General features: G+C 62.6%; 13 protein-coding genes. 6 read left to right on the plus strand and 7 right to left on the minus strand.

What is annotated here, in order from left to right; all coding sequences use genetic code 11:
• Window positions 1-4 precede the first annotated feature (4 nt).
• The 4 genes from K7H91_RS12770 to K7H91_RS12785 form a co-directional block, all read right to left on the minus strand.
• On the minus strand, window positions 5-760 hold the full coding sequence (locus K7H91_RS12770) for an IclR family transcriptional regulator domain-containing protein (protein WP_230720657.1): 756 nt from the start codon (window positions 758-760) through the stop codon (window positions 5-7).
• A gap of 94 nt (window positions 761-854) precedes the next feature.
• The gene (gene pcaF, locus K7H91_RS12775; RefSeq protein ID WP_230720658.1) at window positions 855-2,054 is read right to left on the minus strand and encodes a 3-oxoadipyl-CoA thiolase; all 1,200 of its coding nucleotides are present in this window, start codon (window positions 2,052-2,054) and stop codon (window positions 855-857) included.
• A gap of 2 nt (window positions 2,055-2,056) precedes the next feature.
• The gene (locus K7H91_RS12780; RefSeq protein ID WP_230720659.1) at window positions 2,057-2,740 is read right to left on the minus strand and encodes a 3-oxoacid CoA-transferase subunit B; all 684 of its coding nucleotides are present in this window, start codon (window positions 2,738-2,740) and stop codon (window positions 2,057-2,059) included.
• Complete coding sequence (locus tag K7H91_RS12785; RefSeq protein ID WP_230720660.1) at window positions 2,737-3,444, minus strand: 3-oxoacid CoA-transferase subunit A; 708 nt, start codon at window positions 3,442-3,444, stop codon at window positions 2,737-2,739. Before K7H91_RS12785 ends, K7H91_RS12780 begins: the two co-directional genes overlap by 4 nt.
• A gap of 313 nt (window positions 3,445-3,757) precedes the next feature.
• Between K7H91_RS12785 and K7H91_RS12790 the strand changes: the two genes are divergently transcribed.
• Both K7H91_RS12790 and K7H91_RS12795 read left to right on the plus strand, forming a co-directional pair.
• On the plus strand, window positions 3,758-4,474 hold the full coding sequence (locus K7H91_RS12790) for a glutathione binding-like protein (protein WP_230720661.1): 717 nt from the start codon (window positions 3,758-3,760) through the stop codon (window positions 4,472-4,474).
• Between the two features lie 144 nt (window positions 4,475-4,618).
• A complete protein-coding gene (locus tag K7H91_RS12795; protein ID WP_018065509.1) occupies window positions 4,619-5,116 on the plus strand; it encodes a ferritin-like domain-containing protein in 498 nt (165 codons plus the stop codon).
• Window positions 5,117-5,396: 280 nt separating this feature from the next.
• On the opposite strand, the gene K7H91_RS12800 is transcribed toward K7H91_RS12795, so the two are convergent.
• The 3 genes from K7H91_RS12800 to groES all read right to left on the minus strand — a co-directional run bounded on the left by K7H91_RS12800 (window position 5,397) and on the right by groES (window position 8,403).
• A complete protein-coding gene (locus K7H91_RS12800; RefSeq protein WP_269066203.1) occupies window positions 5,397-6,086 on the minus strand; it encodes an outer membrane protein in 690 nt (229 codons plus the stop codon).
• Between the two features lie 288 nt (window positions 6,087-6,374).
• Entirely contained in the window at window positions 6,375-8,027 is a 1,653-nt protein-coding gene (groL, locus tag K7H91_RS12805; RefSeq protein ID WP_230720663.1) for a chaperonin GroEL, read from the minus strand.
• Window positions 8,028-8,106: 79 nt separating this feature from the next.
• Window positions 8,107-8,403, minus strand: coding sequence for a co-chaperone GroES (gene groES, locus K7H91_RS12810; RefSeq protein ID WP_018065505.1), 297 nt, complete (start codon window positions 8,401-8,403; stop codon window positions 8,107-8,109).
• Between the two features lie 262 nt (window positions 8,404-8,665).
• Here groES and chrA point away from each other — a divergent pair, with 262 nt between their 5' ends.
• The 4 genes from chrA (at window position 8,666) to ileS (ending at window position 15,336) form a co-directional block, all read left to right on the plus strand.
• Window positions 8,666-9,997 carry a chromate efflux transporter gene (gene chrA / locus K7H91_RS12815; protein ID WP_419197482.1) on the plus strand — a complete coding sequence of 444 codons (1,332 nt, stop codon included), beginning with the start codon at window positions 8,666-8,668 and terminating at the stop codon, window positions 9,995-9,997.
• Window positions 9,998-10,034: 37 nt separating this feature from the next.
• On the plus strand, window positions 10,035-10,883 hold the full coding sequence (locus K7H91_RS12820) for a TIGR01459 family HAD-type hydrolase (protein WP_230720665.1): 849 nt from the start codon (window positions 10,035-10,037) through the stop codon (window positions 10,881-10,883).
• Window positions 10,884-10,903: 20 nt separating this feature from the next.
• Window positions 10,904-11,884: a bifunctional riboflavin kinase/FAD synthetase gene (locus K7H91_RS12825; RefSeq protein WP_230720666.1), complete on the plus strand. Its 981-nt coding sequence runs from the start codon at window positions 10,904-10,906 to the stop codon at window positions 11,882-11,884.
• A 434-nt stretch (window positions 11,885-12,318) separates the two neighbouring features.
• The gene (ileS, locus tag K7H91_RS12830; protein WP_230720667.1) at window positions 12,319-15,336 is read left to right on the plus strand and encodes an isoleucine--tRNA ligase; all 3,018 of its coding nucleotides are present in this window, start codon (window positions 12,319-12,321) and stop codon (window positions 15,334-15,336) included.
• Window positions 15,337-15,416: the final 80 nt, after the last annotated feature.

Below are 15,416 nucleotides of genomic sequence, written 5' to 3' on the forward strand. Positions count from 1 at the left end.
GGTCTTAAACGATCCGCTTGAGGTTCTGCTGCACTTTCAAAAGGGCCGGCAGGTAGGTTTCGATCAGGCTTTCGGCGGACGCCCGGGTCACAGCCATGCCGGTATTGAGGGCGGCAACGGTGCGCTCGCGTCCGTCGAGGACGGGCACGGCGATGGCGCGCAGGCCGGTTTCCACCTCCTCGTCGATCAGGCAATAGCCGTTGCGATGCGCCGCTCTGACGCTGTCCATGATCTCGTCGGGATCGGTCAGGCTTTTCGGCGTGCGCGGGGTGAGGTCGGCGCGTGCGATCAGGGCGCGGGCCTCGGCTTCGGGGAGCGAGGCAAGCAGTACCCGGCCCATGGATGTGGCATGCGCGGGCAGGCGCGAACCCGGCATCAGCCCGATCGACATGACCCGACGCTGGGCGGCGCGGGCGATGTAGACGATCTCGGTTTCATCAAGGATCGCCACCGAGCAGGACTGGCCGATCTGCTCAGAAACCTGATCGAGCCAGGGCTGGACCCGCTGCGGCAGCGGCAGCGCGTTCAACGCGCTCATGCCGAGGCGCAGGGCCTGCGGGGTCAGCGCGAAATACTTGCCGTCATAGCTGGCATAGCCCTCTGCATGGAGCGTCAGCAGGCAGCGCCGCGCGGTGGCGCGGTCATAGCCGGTCGCCGCCGCGACCTCCGCGATCGACAGCCTGGGCGTCGACGCGCCGAAGCAGGTGATGACGCGCAGTCCCTTGGCGAAGGAGGCGATATGATCCGTGGACTTGAGCATAGGTGGTCTCATCGTGAACAATGGTCACATTGTGCACAGGTCCAGCCGGGCTGCAATGGCGGCAGGGCGGTGTTTGTACGCCGCCCATCCGTCGTCAGACACGCTCCAGCGCGATCGCGATCCCCTGGCCGACGCCGATGCACATGGTCGACAGCGATTTCTCGCCCGGCTTGAGATCGAGCATCGCCGAGCCGGTGATGCGCGCGCCCGACATGCCGAGCGGATGGCCGAGCGCGATCGCGCCGCCATTCGGGTTCACGCGCGGGTCGTCATCGGCGATCTTCAGGTCGCGCAGCGTGGCAAGGCCCTGCGAGGCGAAGGCCTCGTTGAGCTCGATCACGGCGAGGTCGTCCGTCGAAAGGCCGAGGCGGGCCAACAACTTCTTCGAGGCGATGGCCGGAGCGAAGCCCATGATCCGGGGTGCGACGCCGGCGGTCGCGCCGCCGAGCACGCGGGCGATCGGCGTGAGGCCGTGCTTTTTTGCCGCCTCCGCGCTTGCCACGATCAGCGCTGCCGCACCGTCATTGACGCCGGAGGCATTGCCGGCGGTGACCGTGCCGTCTTCGCGGAACGGGGTTTTGAGCTTCGCCAGTGCTTCCAGCGTGGTGTCGGGTCGGGGATGCTCGTCGGTGTCGACGATCACCGGATCGCCCTTGCGGCGGGGGATCGAGACCGGGGTGATCTCCCGCGCCAGCCTGCCGGATGTCATTGCCTTGCCGGCCTTCTGCTGCGAGGCGAGGGCAAACCTGTCCTGATCCTCGCGGCTGACCGAAAAGTCCTCGGCGACGTTCTCACCGGTCTCGGGCATCGAATCCACGCCGTACTGCGCCTTCATCAGCGGGTTGACGAACCGCCAGCCGATCGTGGTGTCGAAGATTTCGGCCGAGCGGCTGAAGGCGGTTTCGGCCTTGCCCATCACGAAGGGCGCGCGCGACATTGATTCGACACCGCCGGCCACCATCAGTTCCGCCTCACCGGCCTTGATCGCGCGGGCGGCGGTGATCACCGCATCCATGCCCGAGCCGCACAGCCGGTTCATCGTGGTGCCGGAAACGCTCTCCGGCAGGCCGGCCAGCAGTAGCGCCATGCGCGCGACATTGCGGTTGTCCTCACCCGCCTGGTTGGCGCAGCCATAGATCACATCGTCGACCGCAGCCCAGTCGACGCCCGCATTGCGCGCCATCAGCGCCTTGAGCGGGATCGCGCCCAGATCGTCGGTGCGTACGGAAGAGAGCGCGCCGCCATAGCGGCCGATCGGGGTGCGGATATAGTCGCAGATATAAACGTCTTTCATGGTCAAACCTCCGGTGCCTTCAGGTCTTTCACGTCGCCCTCGATATGAAGCGTGCCGCCGGTGACCGACTGCAGCTCTTCAACCGACAGTCCCGGCAGTTTTTCCCGCAGGATGAAGCGGCCGCCGGCGATATCGACCACGGCGAGCGAGGTGTAGACGCGGGTCACGCAGCCGACGCCCGTCAGCGGCAGCGAGCAGCGTTCGACCAGTTTGGGCTGGCCCTTCTTGGTGGTGTGCTCGGTCAGCACCGCGACGCGGCCCGCGCCGTGGACCAGATCCATCGCACCGCCGACGGCGGGCACGCCGCCCTTGCCGGTCGACCAATTGGCGAGATCACCGTTCTCGGCGACCTCATATGCGCCCAGAATGGCGACGTCGAGATGGCCGCCGCGCACCATGGCGAAACTGTCGGCGTGGTGGAAGAAGGATGTTCCCGGCTTCAGCGTGATCGCTTTCTTGCCGGCATTGACCAGATCCCAGTCTTCCTCGCCTTCGGGCGGGGCGCCGCCGAAATCCAGCACGCCGTTCTCGGTATGGAAGATCGCCTGCTTGCCTTCCGGCTGGAACTTGGCGACCATTTCGGGAAAGCCGATGCCGAGATTGACATAGGCGCCATCCTCGATGTCCTGCGCGGCGCGCCAGGCGATCTGGGCGTTGGAGAGCTTGATGTCGGAAAAGTCGTTCATGGGTAACGCGCCTCCTCGCGCATCAGGACTTCCTCCTGAACCGGGTGCGGAACCTCGACCACGGTATCGACGAAGATGCCGGGGGTGATGACGTGCTCCGGGTCGATGCCGCCCAGCGGCACTACGCGGGAGGCCTGCACGATCGTCTTCGCCGCCGCCATGGCCATCAGCGGCGAGAAGTTGCGCGCGGCCATGCGATAGGTGAGGTTGCCGTGAGGGTCCGCGCACTCGGCCTTGATCAGCGCGAAGTCGGCCTTCAACCAGCGCTCGCGCACATAATGCCGGCCTTCGAATTCCTCGACCGGCTTGCCCTCGGCAAGCTCGGTGCCGTAGCTGGTCGGCGTGTAGAAGGCCGGAATGCCGGCACCGCCGGCGCGGATGCGCTCGGCAAGCGTGCCCTGCGGCACGATCTCCAGCTCGATCTTGCCGGCGAGATAGCGTTCATTAAACACCGTCGCATTGGACGAGCGCGGAAACGAGCAGATGATCTTGGCGACACGATCCTGCTCGATCAGCGCGGCCAGCCCGATATGGCCGTTGCCGGCATTGTTGTTGATCACGGTCAGGTCGCGCGCGCCCTGGTCGATCAGGGCGTGGATCAGTTCGATCGGCGAGCCGGAACCGCCGAAGCCGCCGATCATCACGGTCGCGCCGTCGAAGATATCGGCGACGGTGTCCCTCAGGGACGTCGCTGTCTTGTCCATGTGCTGGATCTCCTTCCATCGAGGCGTTTTTAAAGGCAGCGCGCGCCGACAGCCAGATGAAAAGTTCATACTGCGATCTTTGTTCAACAGAGGCGCAAAACTGTGCGCATTGTGAACTTTTCCGATGTCGCCCCTTCAGCACTCTCGAAAATTTGCTGCAACCGCACAAACAAGTGACGATTTTTAAAAAACGTCATCTTTTTTGGCGAGAGAGCACGTTTTTGCCATAAAAATGACACGAGAGGTCTTGCGAAATGACAATCCACTTCACATCTCGCCATTACTTTCAATCAAGCATATTGCAGGAGCGTCCATGTCTCGCCTGTCGGAATTTCCCATTACGCAACGCTGGCCGGCCGAGAACCCGGATGTTATCCAGCTCTATTCCCTGCCGACGCCCAACGGCGTGAAGGTCTCGATCGCGCTGGAAGAGATGGAATTGCCCTATGAGGCCCATCGGGTGGCGTTCGATCGGGACGACCAGATGACGCCGGAATTTCTGTCGCTCAATCCCAATAACAAGATTCCCGCGATCATCGATCCCGAAGGGCCGGAAGGAAAGCCGATCGGTCTGTTCGAATCGGGCGCGATCCTGCTCTACCTCGCCGAAAAGGCTGGACGTCTGATGCCCAACGATCCGGTTGGCCGCTATGAGGTGATCCAGTGGGTAATGTTCCAGATGGGCGGCGTCGGCCCGATGTTCGGCCAGTTCGGCCACTTCTACAAGTTTGCCGCCGATAAGGTGGCCAACAACCCCTATCCGGTGCAGCGCTACACCAATGAAACACGCAGGCTTCTCGGCGTGTTGGAAGGGCGGCTGCGCGATCGCAAGTTCATCATGGGTGAAGAACCTTCCGATTACAGCATCGCCGACATCGCGATCTTCCCCTGGGTGCGTGGCCTGTCCGTCCATTATGAAGCGCAGGATGCGCTGAAGCTTGCGGATTTTCCGGCCGTTTCGGCTTGGGTCGAACGCTGCTCCGACCGTCCGGCCAGCGTGAAGGGTTTCACGGTGCCTGCCGCCGGCTGAGCTTCGGTCTGATGGCTTATGATTTCGGGCGCGGCGAAGGCTGCGCCCTTTATATTTGTGCTTCTGCATTCGGCATGGAACCGCTTTGGCAAACGGCACGTTTCATGGACATCCCAAACACGGATGCCAACCGAGGAGAAATCCATGACCAAGCAGAAAACGCTCGACGACCTGTTTCTTGATACGCTGAAAGACATCTATTTCGCCGAACGCCAGATCCTGAAGGCGCTGCCGAAAATGGCCCGCGCGGCGAGTTCCGAAGACCTGGCGGAGGCCTTCCGCAACCACAAGGAGGAAACCGAGGGCCAGGTGGAACGCCTGCAGCAGGTTTTCGAAATCCTTGGCAAGCCGGCGCGCGGCAAGACCTGCGAGGCGATCCAGGGCATCATCGCCGAGGGCGAGGAAATCATCGAGGAGTTCAAGGGCGCGCCCGCGCTGGACGCCGGCCTGATCTCGTCCGCCCAGGCAGTCGAACACTATGAAATGGCCCGCTACGGCACGCTGCTCGCCTGGGCCCGCCAGCTTGGCAAGAAGGATGTGGTCAAGCTTCTCGAGGAAACCTTCGAGCAGGAATCCAAGGCCGATCTGGAACTGTCGAAACTGGCCGAAAAATCCGTCAACGCCAGCGCAGAGGCGGCTTAAAGCCGAATTCGTGCTCTCGCGAAGAAGGCCGGCCCGTCAACCTTCAATTTGTTGGCGGGCCGTGGTGCCTATCTTGCGTCATCCTCGGGCTTGACCCGAGGATCCAGGCGGAACGGCACAGAATTAACGGTACCACTCTGAGCACCGGATCCGCAGTATGGATGCTCGGGTCAAGCCCGAGCATGACACCTGTGGGGGAGCGAGTATCAAGAACTCTGAGACTGCTGGCTTTGTCAGCAAACGGAGGGCGGATCACCGCCCTTTTTTGTGTTCTACGCAATCAGAACTTGAAACCGATGCCGGCGGTGATGCTGGCCTGGGTCAGCCTGGTGTCGGACAGTCCCGGCAGGCCGGTTGCCTTGGTGACGAGATCGGTGTTGCCGTAGTCGCTGTAGCGCACTTTCAGGCGGCCAAAGACATTGTCGCTGAAGGCGTAGTCGACGCCGAGGCCGGCGGTCCAGCCGTTCAACACATCATCGTAGTTCTGACCGGTGAGCGAAAAGCTGCCCTCGAGCCGGGTCGCGGCGTAGCCGCCTGTCGCATAGACGAGCGCCTTGCCCCAGGCATAGCCGAGCCGTCCTTCGACGCTTGCGCGCCACTCCGTGCCGAAGGTCACGCTCTGGCCGTTCAGGATCGGGAGCGGGGAAGACACGACGTAGTCGTTGTCGTTCCAGTTATAGCTGTAGGCGCCTTCGATGCCGATCACCATGCGGTTGTCGAACTGATGGTCGTAACCGACGAAAACGCCCGCCGTACCGCCGGAGGCCGCCTCGGTCTTGCCGGCGGTAAAGACGGTTTCCGGTATTTCCCCGGCCAGCCAGCCATAACCGCCTTCAGCGCCGAAATAGAAGCCCGACCAGTCAACGACCATTGGCGGCGGCGGTGCGGCGGCGGGCATGGAGATATCCGCGGCACCGGCAGCGGAAGCGGCAAAGAGGGCGGCAAGAGCTGTGCAGGGGAGGAGCTTCATCGGGGTCTTTCATCTGAGCGAGCGGAGTCGATTAAAGGCAATACCATCCTGCTCGCCTAGATGAAGCGTCTCCTGCGCCAAATCGCCACAATGGCCCGGACGTGTTGCGGATGAAGCACAAAAAAGGCGACGCCGAAGCGCCGCCTTTCTGATTCCGGATGGGACCGGACGTCATTCCGTAATCAGGCGTATCGCCTGATTACATCATGCCGCCAGTTCAGCGCGCTTGCCGCGCTGAACCACTTTAGGTGATGGGCGTGCTATTCTGCAGTCAGGCTTATCGCCTGATTACATCATGCCGCCCATGCCACCCATTCCGCCCATGCCGCCCATGTCGGGCATGCCGCCGCCGGCGCCTTCCTTCTTCGGAAGGTCGGCAACCATGGCTTCCGTCGTGATCAGAAGCGAGGCAACCGAAGCAGCGTTCTGCAGAGCGGTGCGGACAACCTTGACCGGGTCGACGATACCCATGGCGATCATGTCGCCATATTCGCCGGTCTGGGCGTTGTAGCCGAAGTTGTCGTCGTTCTTGTCGAGGATCTTGCCGACAACGATCGAAGCTTCGTCACCCGCGTTGGTCGCGATCTGGCGAACCAGCGACTGGAGCGCACGGCGAACGATGTTGATGCCGGCTTCCTGGTCGTCGTTCTCGCCCTTGGAGGCGATCTTCGTGGAGGAGCGCAGCAGGGCTACGCCACCGCCGGGCACGATGCCTTCCTGAACGGCCGCGCGGGTCGCGTTCAGAGCGTCGTCGATGCGGTCCTTCTTTTCCTTCACTTCGACTTCCGTGGAGCCGCCAACGCGGATCACGGCAACGCCGCCGGCGAGCTTGGCAAGACGTTCCTGCAGCTTTTCGCGGTCGTAGTCGGAGGTGGTTTCCTCGATCTGGGCCTTGATCTGGGCAACGCGGGCTTCGATGTCGGACTTCTGGCCGGCACCGTCGACAACCGTGGTGTTTTCCTTGGTGATCGAGACCTTCTTGGCAGTGCCGAGCATGTCGAGGGTAACATTTTCGAGCTTGATGCCGAGATCTTCGGAGATGACCGTGCCGCCCGTCAGGATGGCGAGGTCTTCGAGCATGGCCTTGCGGCGATCGCCGAAGCCGGGCGCCTTGACGGCAGCGATCTTGAGACCGCCACGCAGCTTGTTGACGACGAGGGTCGCAAGCGCTTCGCCTTCAACGTCTTCAGCAATGATGAGGAGCGGCTTGTTGGACTGAACGACAGCTTCCAGAACCGGCAACAGAGCCTGAAGGTTGGAGAGCTTCTTTTCGTGCAGCAGGATGTAGCAGTCTTCCAGCTCGGCAACCATCTTCTCGGAGTTGGTCACGAAATAGGGCGACAGGTAGCCGCGGTCGAACTGCATGCCTTCGACGACTTCGAGTTCGGTTTCGGCGGTCTTGGCTTCTTCAACCGTGATCACGCCTTCATTGCCGACCTTCTGCATGGCGGCGGCAATGTCTTCGCCGATCTGCTTTTCGCCATTGGCGGAAATGGTGCCGACCTGGGCAACTTCTTCCGACGTGTTGATCTTCTTGGCCTTGGCCTGGAGATCCTTGACGACTTCGGCGACGGCGAGGTCGATACCACGCTTCAGGTCCATCGGGTTCATGCCGGCGGCAACGGCCTTGTTGCCTTCGCGGATGATCGAGGAAGCGAGAACGGTTGCCGTGGTGGTGCCGTCACCGGCAATGTCGTTGGTCTTCGAAGCAACTTCGCGGACCATCTGGGCGCCCATGTTCTCGAACTTGTCTTCCAGTTCGATTTCCTTGGCGACCGAAACACCGTCCTTGGTGATGCGCGGAGCGCCGAAGGACTTTTCGATAACAACGTTGCGACCCTTGGGGCCAAGCGTGACCTTGACGGCGTCAGCGAGCACGTCAACGCCGTGCATCATCTTTTCGCGCGCAGAGCGGCCGAATTTGATTTCTTTAGCAGCCATTTGAAAACTCCTGGTTTATCAAAACCTTATGGGCGGATGCCCGGCTGGTTGGAAAGGTGGATCGTGGGAAGGCGCTTGATTAAGCGACGATGCCCATGATGTCGGCTTCCTTCATGATCAGAAGGTCTTCGCCGTCGAGCTTGACTTCGGTGCCCGACCACTTGCCGAACAGAACGCGGTCGCCAACCTTGACGTCGAGCGCGACAACATTGCCGCTGTCGTCACGGGCGCCGTTGCCGACAGCGACGATTTCGCCTTCCTGCGGCTTTTCCTTGGCGGTGTCGGGGATGATGATGCCACCCTTGGTCTTTTCTTCAGACTCCACGCGGCGTACAACGACGCGGTCGTGCAGGGGGCGGAAAGAAATGCTTGCCATTGTCTATACCCTCGATCGAATGACATTCGCGACCGTTTTCGCGGTCGCATGGATCAGTGTTAGCACTCCTCACTAGAGAGTGCTAATAGCGGTGATTTAAGAAGGGGAGGAAGCGGTGTCAAGAAACGGCTTCAAGTTTTTTTGATCGCCGTCGGAACTTTTTCAGGCCGTCTATTGCCGGCTTCATACAGGTTTTATGCCGTGATCGTAACCCCGGCCCTTGATATCAACGCGGAATCATTTCCACCCGGATTGCGAGGACATTGTGACGGTCGCTGCGACAGAGGATAAAAAGCCGGACTTCAGCGAGCTTGTCAGCGTATTCGCGCGCATCGGGCTGTTGTCCTTCGGCGGGCCGGCCGGCCAGATCGCGCTGATGCACAGGATCATCGTTGACGAGAAGCGCTGGCTTCCGCCCGACCGATACCTTCACGCCCTCAACTACTGCATGCTGCTGCCCGGTCCCGAGGCCCAGCAACTGGCGACCTATGTCGGCTGGATGCTCCATGGCGTGCGGGGCGGCATTGCCGCGGGCCTGTTGTTCGTGCTGCCGGGCTTCGTTCTGATTGTCGCGCTCGCGGCGCTCTATGCGACACTCGGCGATGCCGCCTGGCTGGAAGCAATCTTCATGGGGCTGAAGGCGGCGGTGCTCGCCATCGTCGTGCAGGCGTTGTGGCGCATGGCGGGGCGCTCGCTCAAAGGGCCGGTGTCGGTGGCGCTCGCGCTCGCGGCCTTTCTGGCGCTGTTCGTCTTCGGCGTGGCCTTTCCGGTCGTGGTGCTGGCGGCCGGGCTCGTCGGCTATGTGTTCATGCGCCGGCCGGTGGCGGCTGCGCCCGATATCCCGGTGAAGCGGGATTGGCGCAGGCGCGGCGTCTCCACCGCGGCGACCTTGCTGCTGTGGACGGCGATCTGGCTGCTGCCGCTCATCGTGCTGGTCCCGTTCGGCGAATTCCACACGCTGGCCGATATTTTCGGCTTCTTCGTCAAGATCGCGCTGTTTTCCTTCGGCGGTGCCTATGCGGTGCTGACCTATGTGGCGCAGGAGGCGGTGGCCACCTATCACTGGCTGACGCCGGCCGAGATGATGGACGGGCTGGCCCTTGCCGAGACGACGCCGGGGCCGCTGGTGCTGGTGCTGTGCTTCGTCGGTTTTCTGGCGGCCCATGCCGCGCCGGTCTTCGCCGCGCCGCTTGTCTCCGGCATCATCGGCGCGGTTCTGACCGCCTGGGCGATCTTCGTGCCGAGCTTCCTGTTCATCTTCGCCGGCGCGCCCTATGTCGAGGACCTGCGCCGCAACGCCGCGCTTTCCGGCGCGCTGGCCGGCATCGGCGCGGCGATCGTCGGCGTGATTGCCAATCTCTCGCTCTGGTTCGCGCTCAATGTCCTGTTCAGTTCGGTGGACCGGATCGCGCTGTTTTCGCTGCCGCCGCTTCTTCGCGCGAGCCTGATATGGCCGGACGGTGCAAGCCTCGATCTGGCCTCGCTTGCCATCAGCGTCGCGGGGATTGTCGCGCTCATCAAATTCAGGGTCGGCATTTTGCCGCTTCTTGCCGGCGCGGCGCTTACGGGGCTTGCCATCGGCACGCTGTTGTGACCATTTGTCCGCGCCTTCCAAGTATCAAGGAAAATCCATGCCGAAACCGATCGACGCTCTCCGTGCGCTTCATGCCGATTACGATGTCATGCTCTGCGATGTCTGGGGCGTTCTTCACAATGGCGTGGCTTCCTTCGATACCCCGAAAGCGGCGCTTTCCGAGGCGCGACGCGCCGGCAAGACGGTGATCCTGCTGACCAATTCGCCGCGGCTTGGACCGTCGGTCAAGGAGCAGCTTGCCGCGCTCGGCGTGACGGATGAAAGCTTCGATGCCATCGTGACCTCCGGCGATGTCACCCGGACGCTGGTCGCCGAAGGCCCGCGCAAGCTCTATTATCTGGGGCCGGAGCGCGACGCCGACCTTTACGGGGATACCGGGGTCGAGAATGTCGGCGAGGCCGACGCCGAGGGCATTCTGTGCAGCGGCTTCAAGGATGATGAAACCGAAACGCCGGAAGACTACCGCGACCTGCTGACGCGTTTTGCCGCGCGCGACCTGCCGCTGATCTGCGCCAATCCCGATCTCGTGGTCTCGCGCGGCAACCGGCTCGTGCCCTGCGCCGGCGCGCTCGCGGCGCTTTACAGCGAACTCGGCGGCAAGACCCGCATCGCCGGCAAGCCCCACAAGCCGATCTATGATGCGGCGCTGGCAAAGGCTGCGGAGCTCAGAAGCGCTGTCGATCCCGCCCGCGTGCTCGCCATCGGCGACGGCATGCCGACGGATGTGCGCGGCGCGATCGATTACGGTCTCGATCTGCTGTTCGTGGCCGAAGGCATCCATGAGGCCGATTACGCCGTGAACGGTAAAGTTGACGAAGCGTCGCTCGATCGGTTCTTGACGCAACACGGCGCGCATCCGAAATACTGGATGACAAAACTCGCCTGAACACGCGCCGGACGCAAAGCATGACCGTATTCCATCGCAATGAATTTCGTGAGCCGCTGCCTGAAACGCTGAAGGGCGGGGTGGTTGCGATCGGCAATTTCGATGGCGTCCATCGCGGCCATCAAAGCGTGCTCAATCGCGCGCTTGCCATTGCCGAGGAGCGCGGCGTGCCGGCGCTGGTGCTGACCTTCGAGCCGCATCCGCGCTCGGTGTTCAATCCGCAAAACCCGGTGTTCCGGCTGACGCCGGCGCCGATGAAGGCGCGGCTGCTGGAGGCGATGGGCTATCATGCCGTCATCGAATATCCATTCGATCGCACCTTTTCCCAGCGCTCGCCGGAAGAATTCGTCACCACGGTGCTGATCGACTGGCTTGCCGCCAGCGAGGTGGTGACCGGCTTCGATTTCCATTTCGGCCGCAACCGCGAGGGCGGCCCGGCCTATCTTATGGCCGCCGGCAAGCGCCACGGCTTCGGCGTCACGCTGATGGATGCCTTTCGCGACGAGGGCGCCGATGTCGTCTCCTCAAGCCGCATCCGCGATCTTCTGACGCGGGGCGAGGTGGTCCAGGCGTCCGGCCTGCTCGGCTATCGCTATACGGTAACCGGCGAGGTGATCCACGGCGAGAAGCTCGGCCGCACGCTGGGCTTCCCGACCGCCAACATGGCCTTCGATCCCGACGCCAAGCTGCGCCCCGGCATCTATGCCGTGCGCTACCGCCGCCCCTGCGGCACGCTGCATGACGGCGTCGCAAGCTTCGGCCGCCGCCCGACGGTGGTGGAGGACGGTCGCCCGCTGCTGGAAACCTATATTTTCGACTTCAAGGGCGATCTCTATGGCGAGGAGGGCGCGGTCTCGCTGTTCGGCCGGCTGCGCGACGAACTCAAGTTCGACGGTCTCGAAGCGCTCGTCGCCCAAATGCATCGCGATTCCGATCAGGCGCGGGCGCTGCTCTCCGGCGTGAAGCCGTTTTCGGAACTCGACGCGAAGATTGCGTTTTGATGATCGCGGTGCAGGATTGATCGCTGACGGCTGCTTCTCCCTTTCTGAGTCATGCTCGGGCTTGACCCGAGCATCCAGGCCACACGGAGAACGTTGCCTGGACCCTCGGGTCAAGCCCGAGGGTGACACCGGGAGAGGGGATAGGGAGGACTGCCGGCATTGGCGGACGGGTTCGAAGCCCGGCTCACGCTCTTCAAATCTTGCCGCAGCCAGTTTCTCGCGCATGGCTCTTTTCATCCCCGCGAAAAATCAGTAAAGACGGCGCATGATGACTGGGTACCGGTTTCGCACCATACGAATTATTGGCCCGGCTTTCCGCGCTGCTTGAGGTTTGAGCGCCGGAAGGTCCGGGATTTCGGCGCTTCAAGCGCCCCGACCGTCTCAAATTCTCCTATAAATGCGCGCGATACGCGCCGCCAGAAGGCCGCGAACCCATGAGCGATACAAAAGACACCATCGATTATTCCAAGACCCTCTATCTGCCGCAGACCGATTTCCCGATGCGTGCCGGCCTGCCCGAGAAGGAGCCGGAAACGGTTGCCCGCTGGCAGGAGATCGGCCTCTACAAGAAGCTGCGCGAGGACGCCAAGGGCCGCGAGAAATTCGTGCTGCACGACGGCCCGCCCTATGCCAATGGCAACATCCATATCGGCCACGCGCTGAACAAGATCCTGAAGGACGTCATCACCCGCTCGTTCCAGATGCGCGGCTATGACAGCAATTACGTTCCCGGCTGGGACTGCCACGGCCTGCCGATCGAATGGAAGATCGAGGAAGCCTATCGCGCCAAGGGCCAGAACAAGGACGAGGTCGAGATCAACGAATTCCGCCGCCAGTGCCGCGAGTTCGCGCAGGGCTGGATCGATGTCCAGACAAAGGAATTCCAGCGCCTCGGCATCGAGGGCGATTTCGAGAACCCCTACACCACCATGGCCTTCCACGCCGAGGCCCGGATCGCCGGCGAACTCCTGAAGATCGCCAAATCCGGCCAGCTCTATCGCGGATCGAAGCCGGTGATGTGGTCGGTGGTCGAGCGCACCGCGCTGGCCGAGGCCGAGGTGGAGTATCACGAGGTTCAGTCGGATACGGTTTGGGTGAAGTTTCCGATCGTTGAAGGGCCTGCCGACCTCAGCGACGCCCTTGTCGTCATCTGGACCACGACCCCGTGGACCATCCCCGGCAATCGCGGCATCTCGTTCTCCTCGCGCCTCGAATATGGTTTCTATGAGGTCACCGAGGCGACGAACGACTTCGGTCCGCAGCCTGGTGAAAAGCTTCTCTTTGCGAAGAACCTCGCCGAAGAATGTGCCGCCAAAGCCAAGGTAGAACTGAAGCTTGTCCGCGACGTTGCCGGTGAAGACCTTGCCGCAATCACCTGCGCCCACCCGCTCTTGGGTCTCGGCTACGACTTCAAGGTCCCGCTGCTCGATGGCGATCACGTCACCGATGATGCCGGTACCGGTTTCGTCCACACCGCGCCCGGCCACGGCCGCGAGGACTTTGACGCTTGGATGGAAAAGGCCCGTGAGCTTGAGGCGCGCGGCATCTCCGCGAAAATCCCGTTCACGGTCGGCGATGACGGTTTCTACACCGACGAAGCGCCGGGCTTCGGTCCATCCGCCGAAGGCGGGGCGGCCCGCGTCATGGATGACAACGGCAAGAAGGGCGATGCAAACGACCGCGTCATCAAGGCCCTGATCGCCGCCGACATGCTGTTTGCCCGCGGCCGGATCAAGCACGACTATCCGCATTCCTGGCGCTCGAAGAAGCCGGTGATCTTCCGCAACACGCCGCAATGGTTCGTCTATATGGACAAGGACCTCGGCAACCCCTCATCCGGCCCTTCGGGCCACCTTCTCCCCTCAGGGGAGAAGGGCGAGGCTGCGGCAAGCGGCGGCCTCTCAGTCCCCTCTCCCCAGGGGGGAGAGGGTCAGGGTGAGGGGGGCGACACGCTGCGCACCCGTGCCCTCAAGGCCATCGACAACACCCGGTTCGTGCCCGCCGGCGGCAAGAACCGGCTGCGCGGCATGATCGAAAACCGTCCGGACTGGGTGCTGTCGCGTCAGCGCGCCTGGGGCGTGCCGATCTGCGTGTTCGCCGACAAGGCCGGCAATGTGCTGGTCGATGACGCCGTCAACGCCCGCATCCTCGAAGCCTTCGAGGCGGAAGGCGCAGATGCCTGGTTTGCCGAAGGCGCGCGCGAGCGTTTCCTGGGCGACAGGGCCAATGAAGAGTGGGACATGGTCACCGACATTCTCGATGTCTGGTTCGACAGTGGCTCCACCCACACCTTCACGCTGGAGGACCGCCCGGACCTGAAATGGCCGGCCGATGTCTATCTCGAAGGCTCCGACCAGCATCGCGGCTGGTTCCATTCCTCGCTGCTGGAAGGCTGCGCCACCCGTGGCCGCGCGCCCTACAACACCGTCGTCACCCACGGGTTCACGATGGACGAGCAGGGCCGCAAGCAGTCGAAGTCGCTCGGCAATCAGGTGTTCCCGCAGGATGTCATGAAGAAGTCCGGCGCCGATATCCTGCGCCTTTGGGTCATGACGACCGACTACTGGGAAGACCAGCGGCTTGGCGCCAACGTTATCAAGACCAATATCGACAGCTACCGCAAGCTACGCAATACGCTGCGCTGGATGCTCGGCACGCTCGCCCATGATGAGGGCGAGGAGATCCCGCTTGCCGACATGCCGGAACTGGAGCGGCTGATGCTGCACCGGCTTGCCGAGCTCGATGCGCTGGTGCGCAAGGGCTATGATGATTTCGATTTCAAGCGCATCGCCCGCGCGTTGAACGATTTCGCCAATATCGAGCTGTCGGCCTTTTATTTCGACGTCCGCAAGGATGCGCTTTACTGCGACGCGCCGTCGAGCTTGCGCCGCCGTGCAGCACTCCACGTGATCCGCAAGCTGTTCGACTGCCTCGTCACCTGGCTTGCCCCCATGCTGCCGTTCACGATGGACGAGGCCTGGCTGTCGCGCAATCCGAACGCGGTCTCGGTGCATCTGGAACAGTTCCCCGATGTTCCGGCAGAATGGAAGGACGATGGGCTTGCGGCCAGGTGGGAGAAGATCCGCGCGGTGCGCACCGTGGTTACCGGGGCGCTGGAAATCGAGCGCCGCGAAAAGCGCATCGGTTCCTCGCTTGAAGCAGCACCGATCGTCTATGTTGACGACGCGGCGCTGCTAGCAGCGCTCGATGGCCGCGATTTCGAGGAAATCTGCATCACCTCGGCGATCACCATCGAGGCCGGCAAGGGCCCGGACGACGCCTTCCGCCTGCGTGAGGTGGCTGATGTGGCCGTGGTCCCGGCGCTGGCAACCGGCAAAAAATGCGCCCGCTCCTGGCGCGTGACCGAGGATGTCGGCTCCGATCCGGACTATCCGGATGTTTCGGCGCGCGACGCTGCGGCGCTCAGGGAGCTTGCGGCGCTCGCCGGTTGAGGCGAAGGCCGGGACTTTCCCGGCTTTTTCCACCGGTTTATAAGCCGAATTGCGAAAACGGCGGTTCTGCGTTAGGAATG

Source organism: Martelella mediterranea, from assembly GCF_021021415.1.
GTDB lineage: Bacteria > Pseudomonadota > Alphaproteobacteria > Rhizobiales > Rhizobiaceae > Martelella > Martelella mediterranea_C.

Bases quoted from the DNA above. Each gene is read 5' to 3' on its own strand.
- K7H91_RS12770 (WP_230720657.1), bottom strand. From the start codon at position 760: ATGCTCAAGTCCACGGATCATATCGCCTCCTTCGCCAAGGGACTGCGC.
- pcaF (WP_230720658.1), bottom strand. From the start codon at position 2,054: ATGAAAGACGTTTATATCTGCGACTATATCCGCACCCCGATCGGCCGC.
- K7H91_RS12780 (WP_230720659.1), bottom strand. From the start codon at position 2,740: ATGAACGACTTTTCCGACATCAAGCTCTCCAACGCCCAGATCGCCTGG.
- K7H91_RS12785 (WP_230720660.1), bottom strand. From the start codon at position 3,444: ATGGACAAGACAGCGACGTCCCTGAGGGACACCGTCGCCGATATCTTC.
- K7H91_RS12790 (WP_230720661.1), top strand. From the start codon at position 3,758: ATGTCTCGCCTGTCGGAATTTCCCATTACGCAACGCTGGCCGGCCGAG.
- K7H91_RS12795 (WP_018065509.1), top strand. From the start codon at position 4,619: ATGACCAAGCAGAAAACGCTCGACGACCTGTTTCTTGATACGCTGAAA.
- K7H91_RS12800 (WP_269066203.1), bottom strand. From the start codon at position 6,086: ATGAAGCTCCTCCCCTGCACAGCTCTTGCCGCCCTCTTTGCCGCTTCC.
- groL (WP_230720663.1), bottom strand. From the start codon at position 8,027: ATGGCTGCTAAAGAAATCAAATTCGGCCGCTCTGCGCGCGAAAAGATG.
- groES (WP_018065505.1), bottom strand. From the start codon at position 8,403: ATGGCAAGCATTTCTTTCCGCCCCCTGCACGACCGCGTCGTTGTACGC.
- K7H91_RS12820 (WP_230720665.1), top strand. From the start codon at position 10,035: ATGCCGAAACCGATCGACGCTCTCCGTGCGCTTCATGCCGATTACGAT.
- K7H91_RS12825 (WP_230720666.1), top strand. From the start codon at position 10,904: ATGACCGTATTCCATCGCAATGAATTTCGTGAGCCGCTGCCTGAAACG.
- ileS (WP_230720667.1), top strand. From the start codon at position 12,319: ATGAGCGATACAAAAGACACCATCGATTATTCCAAGACCCTCTATCTG.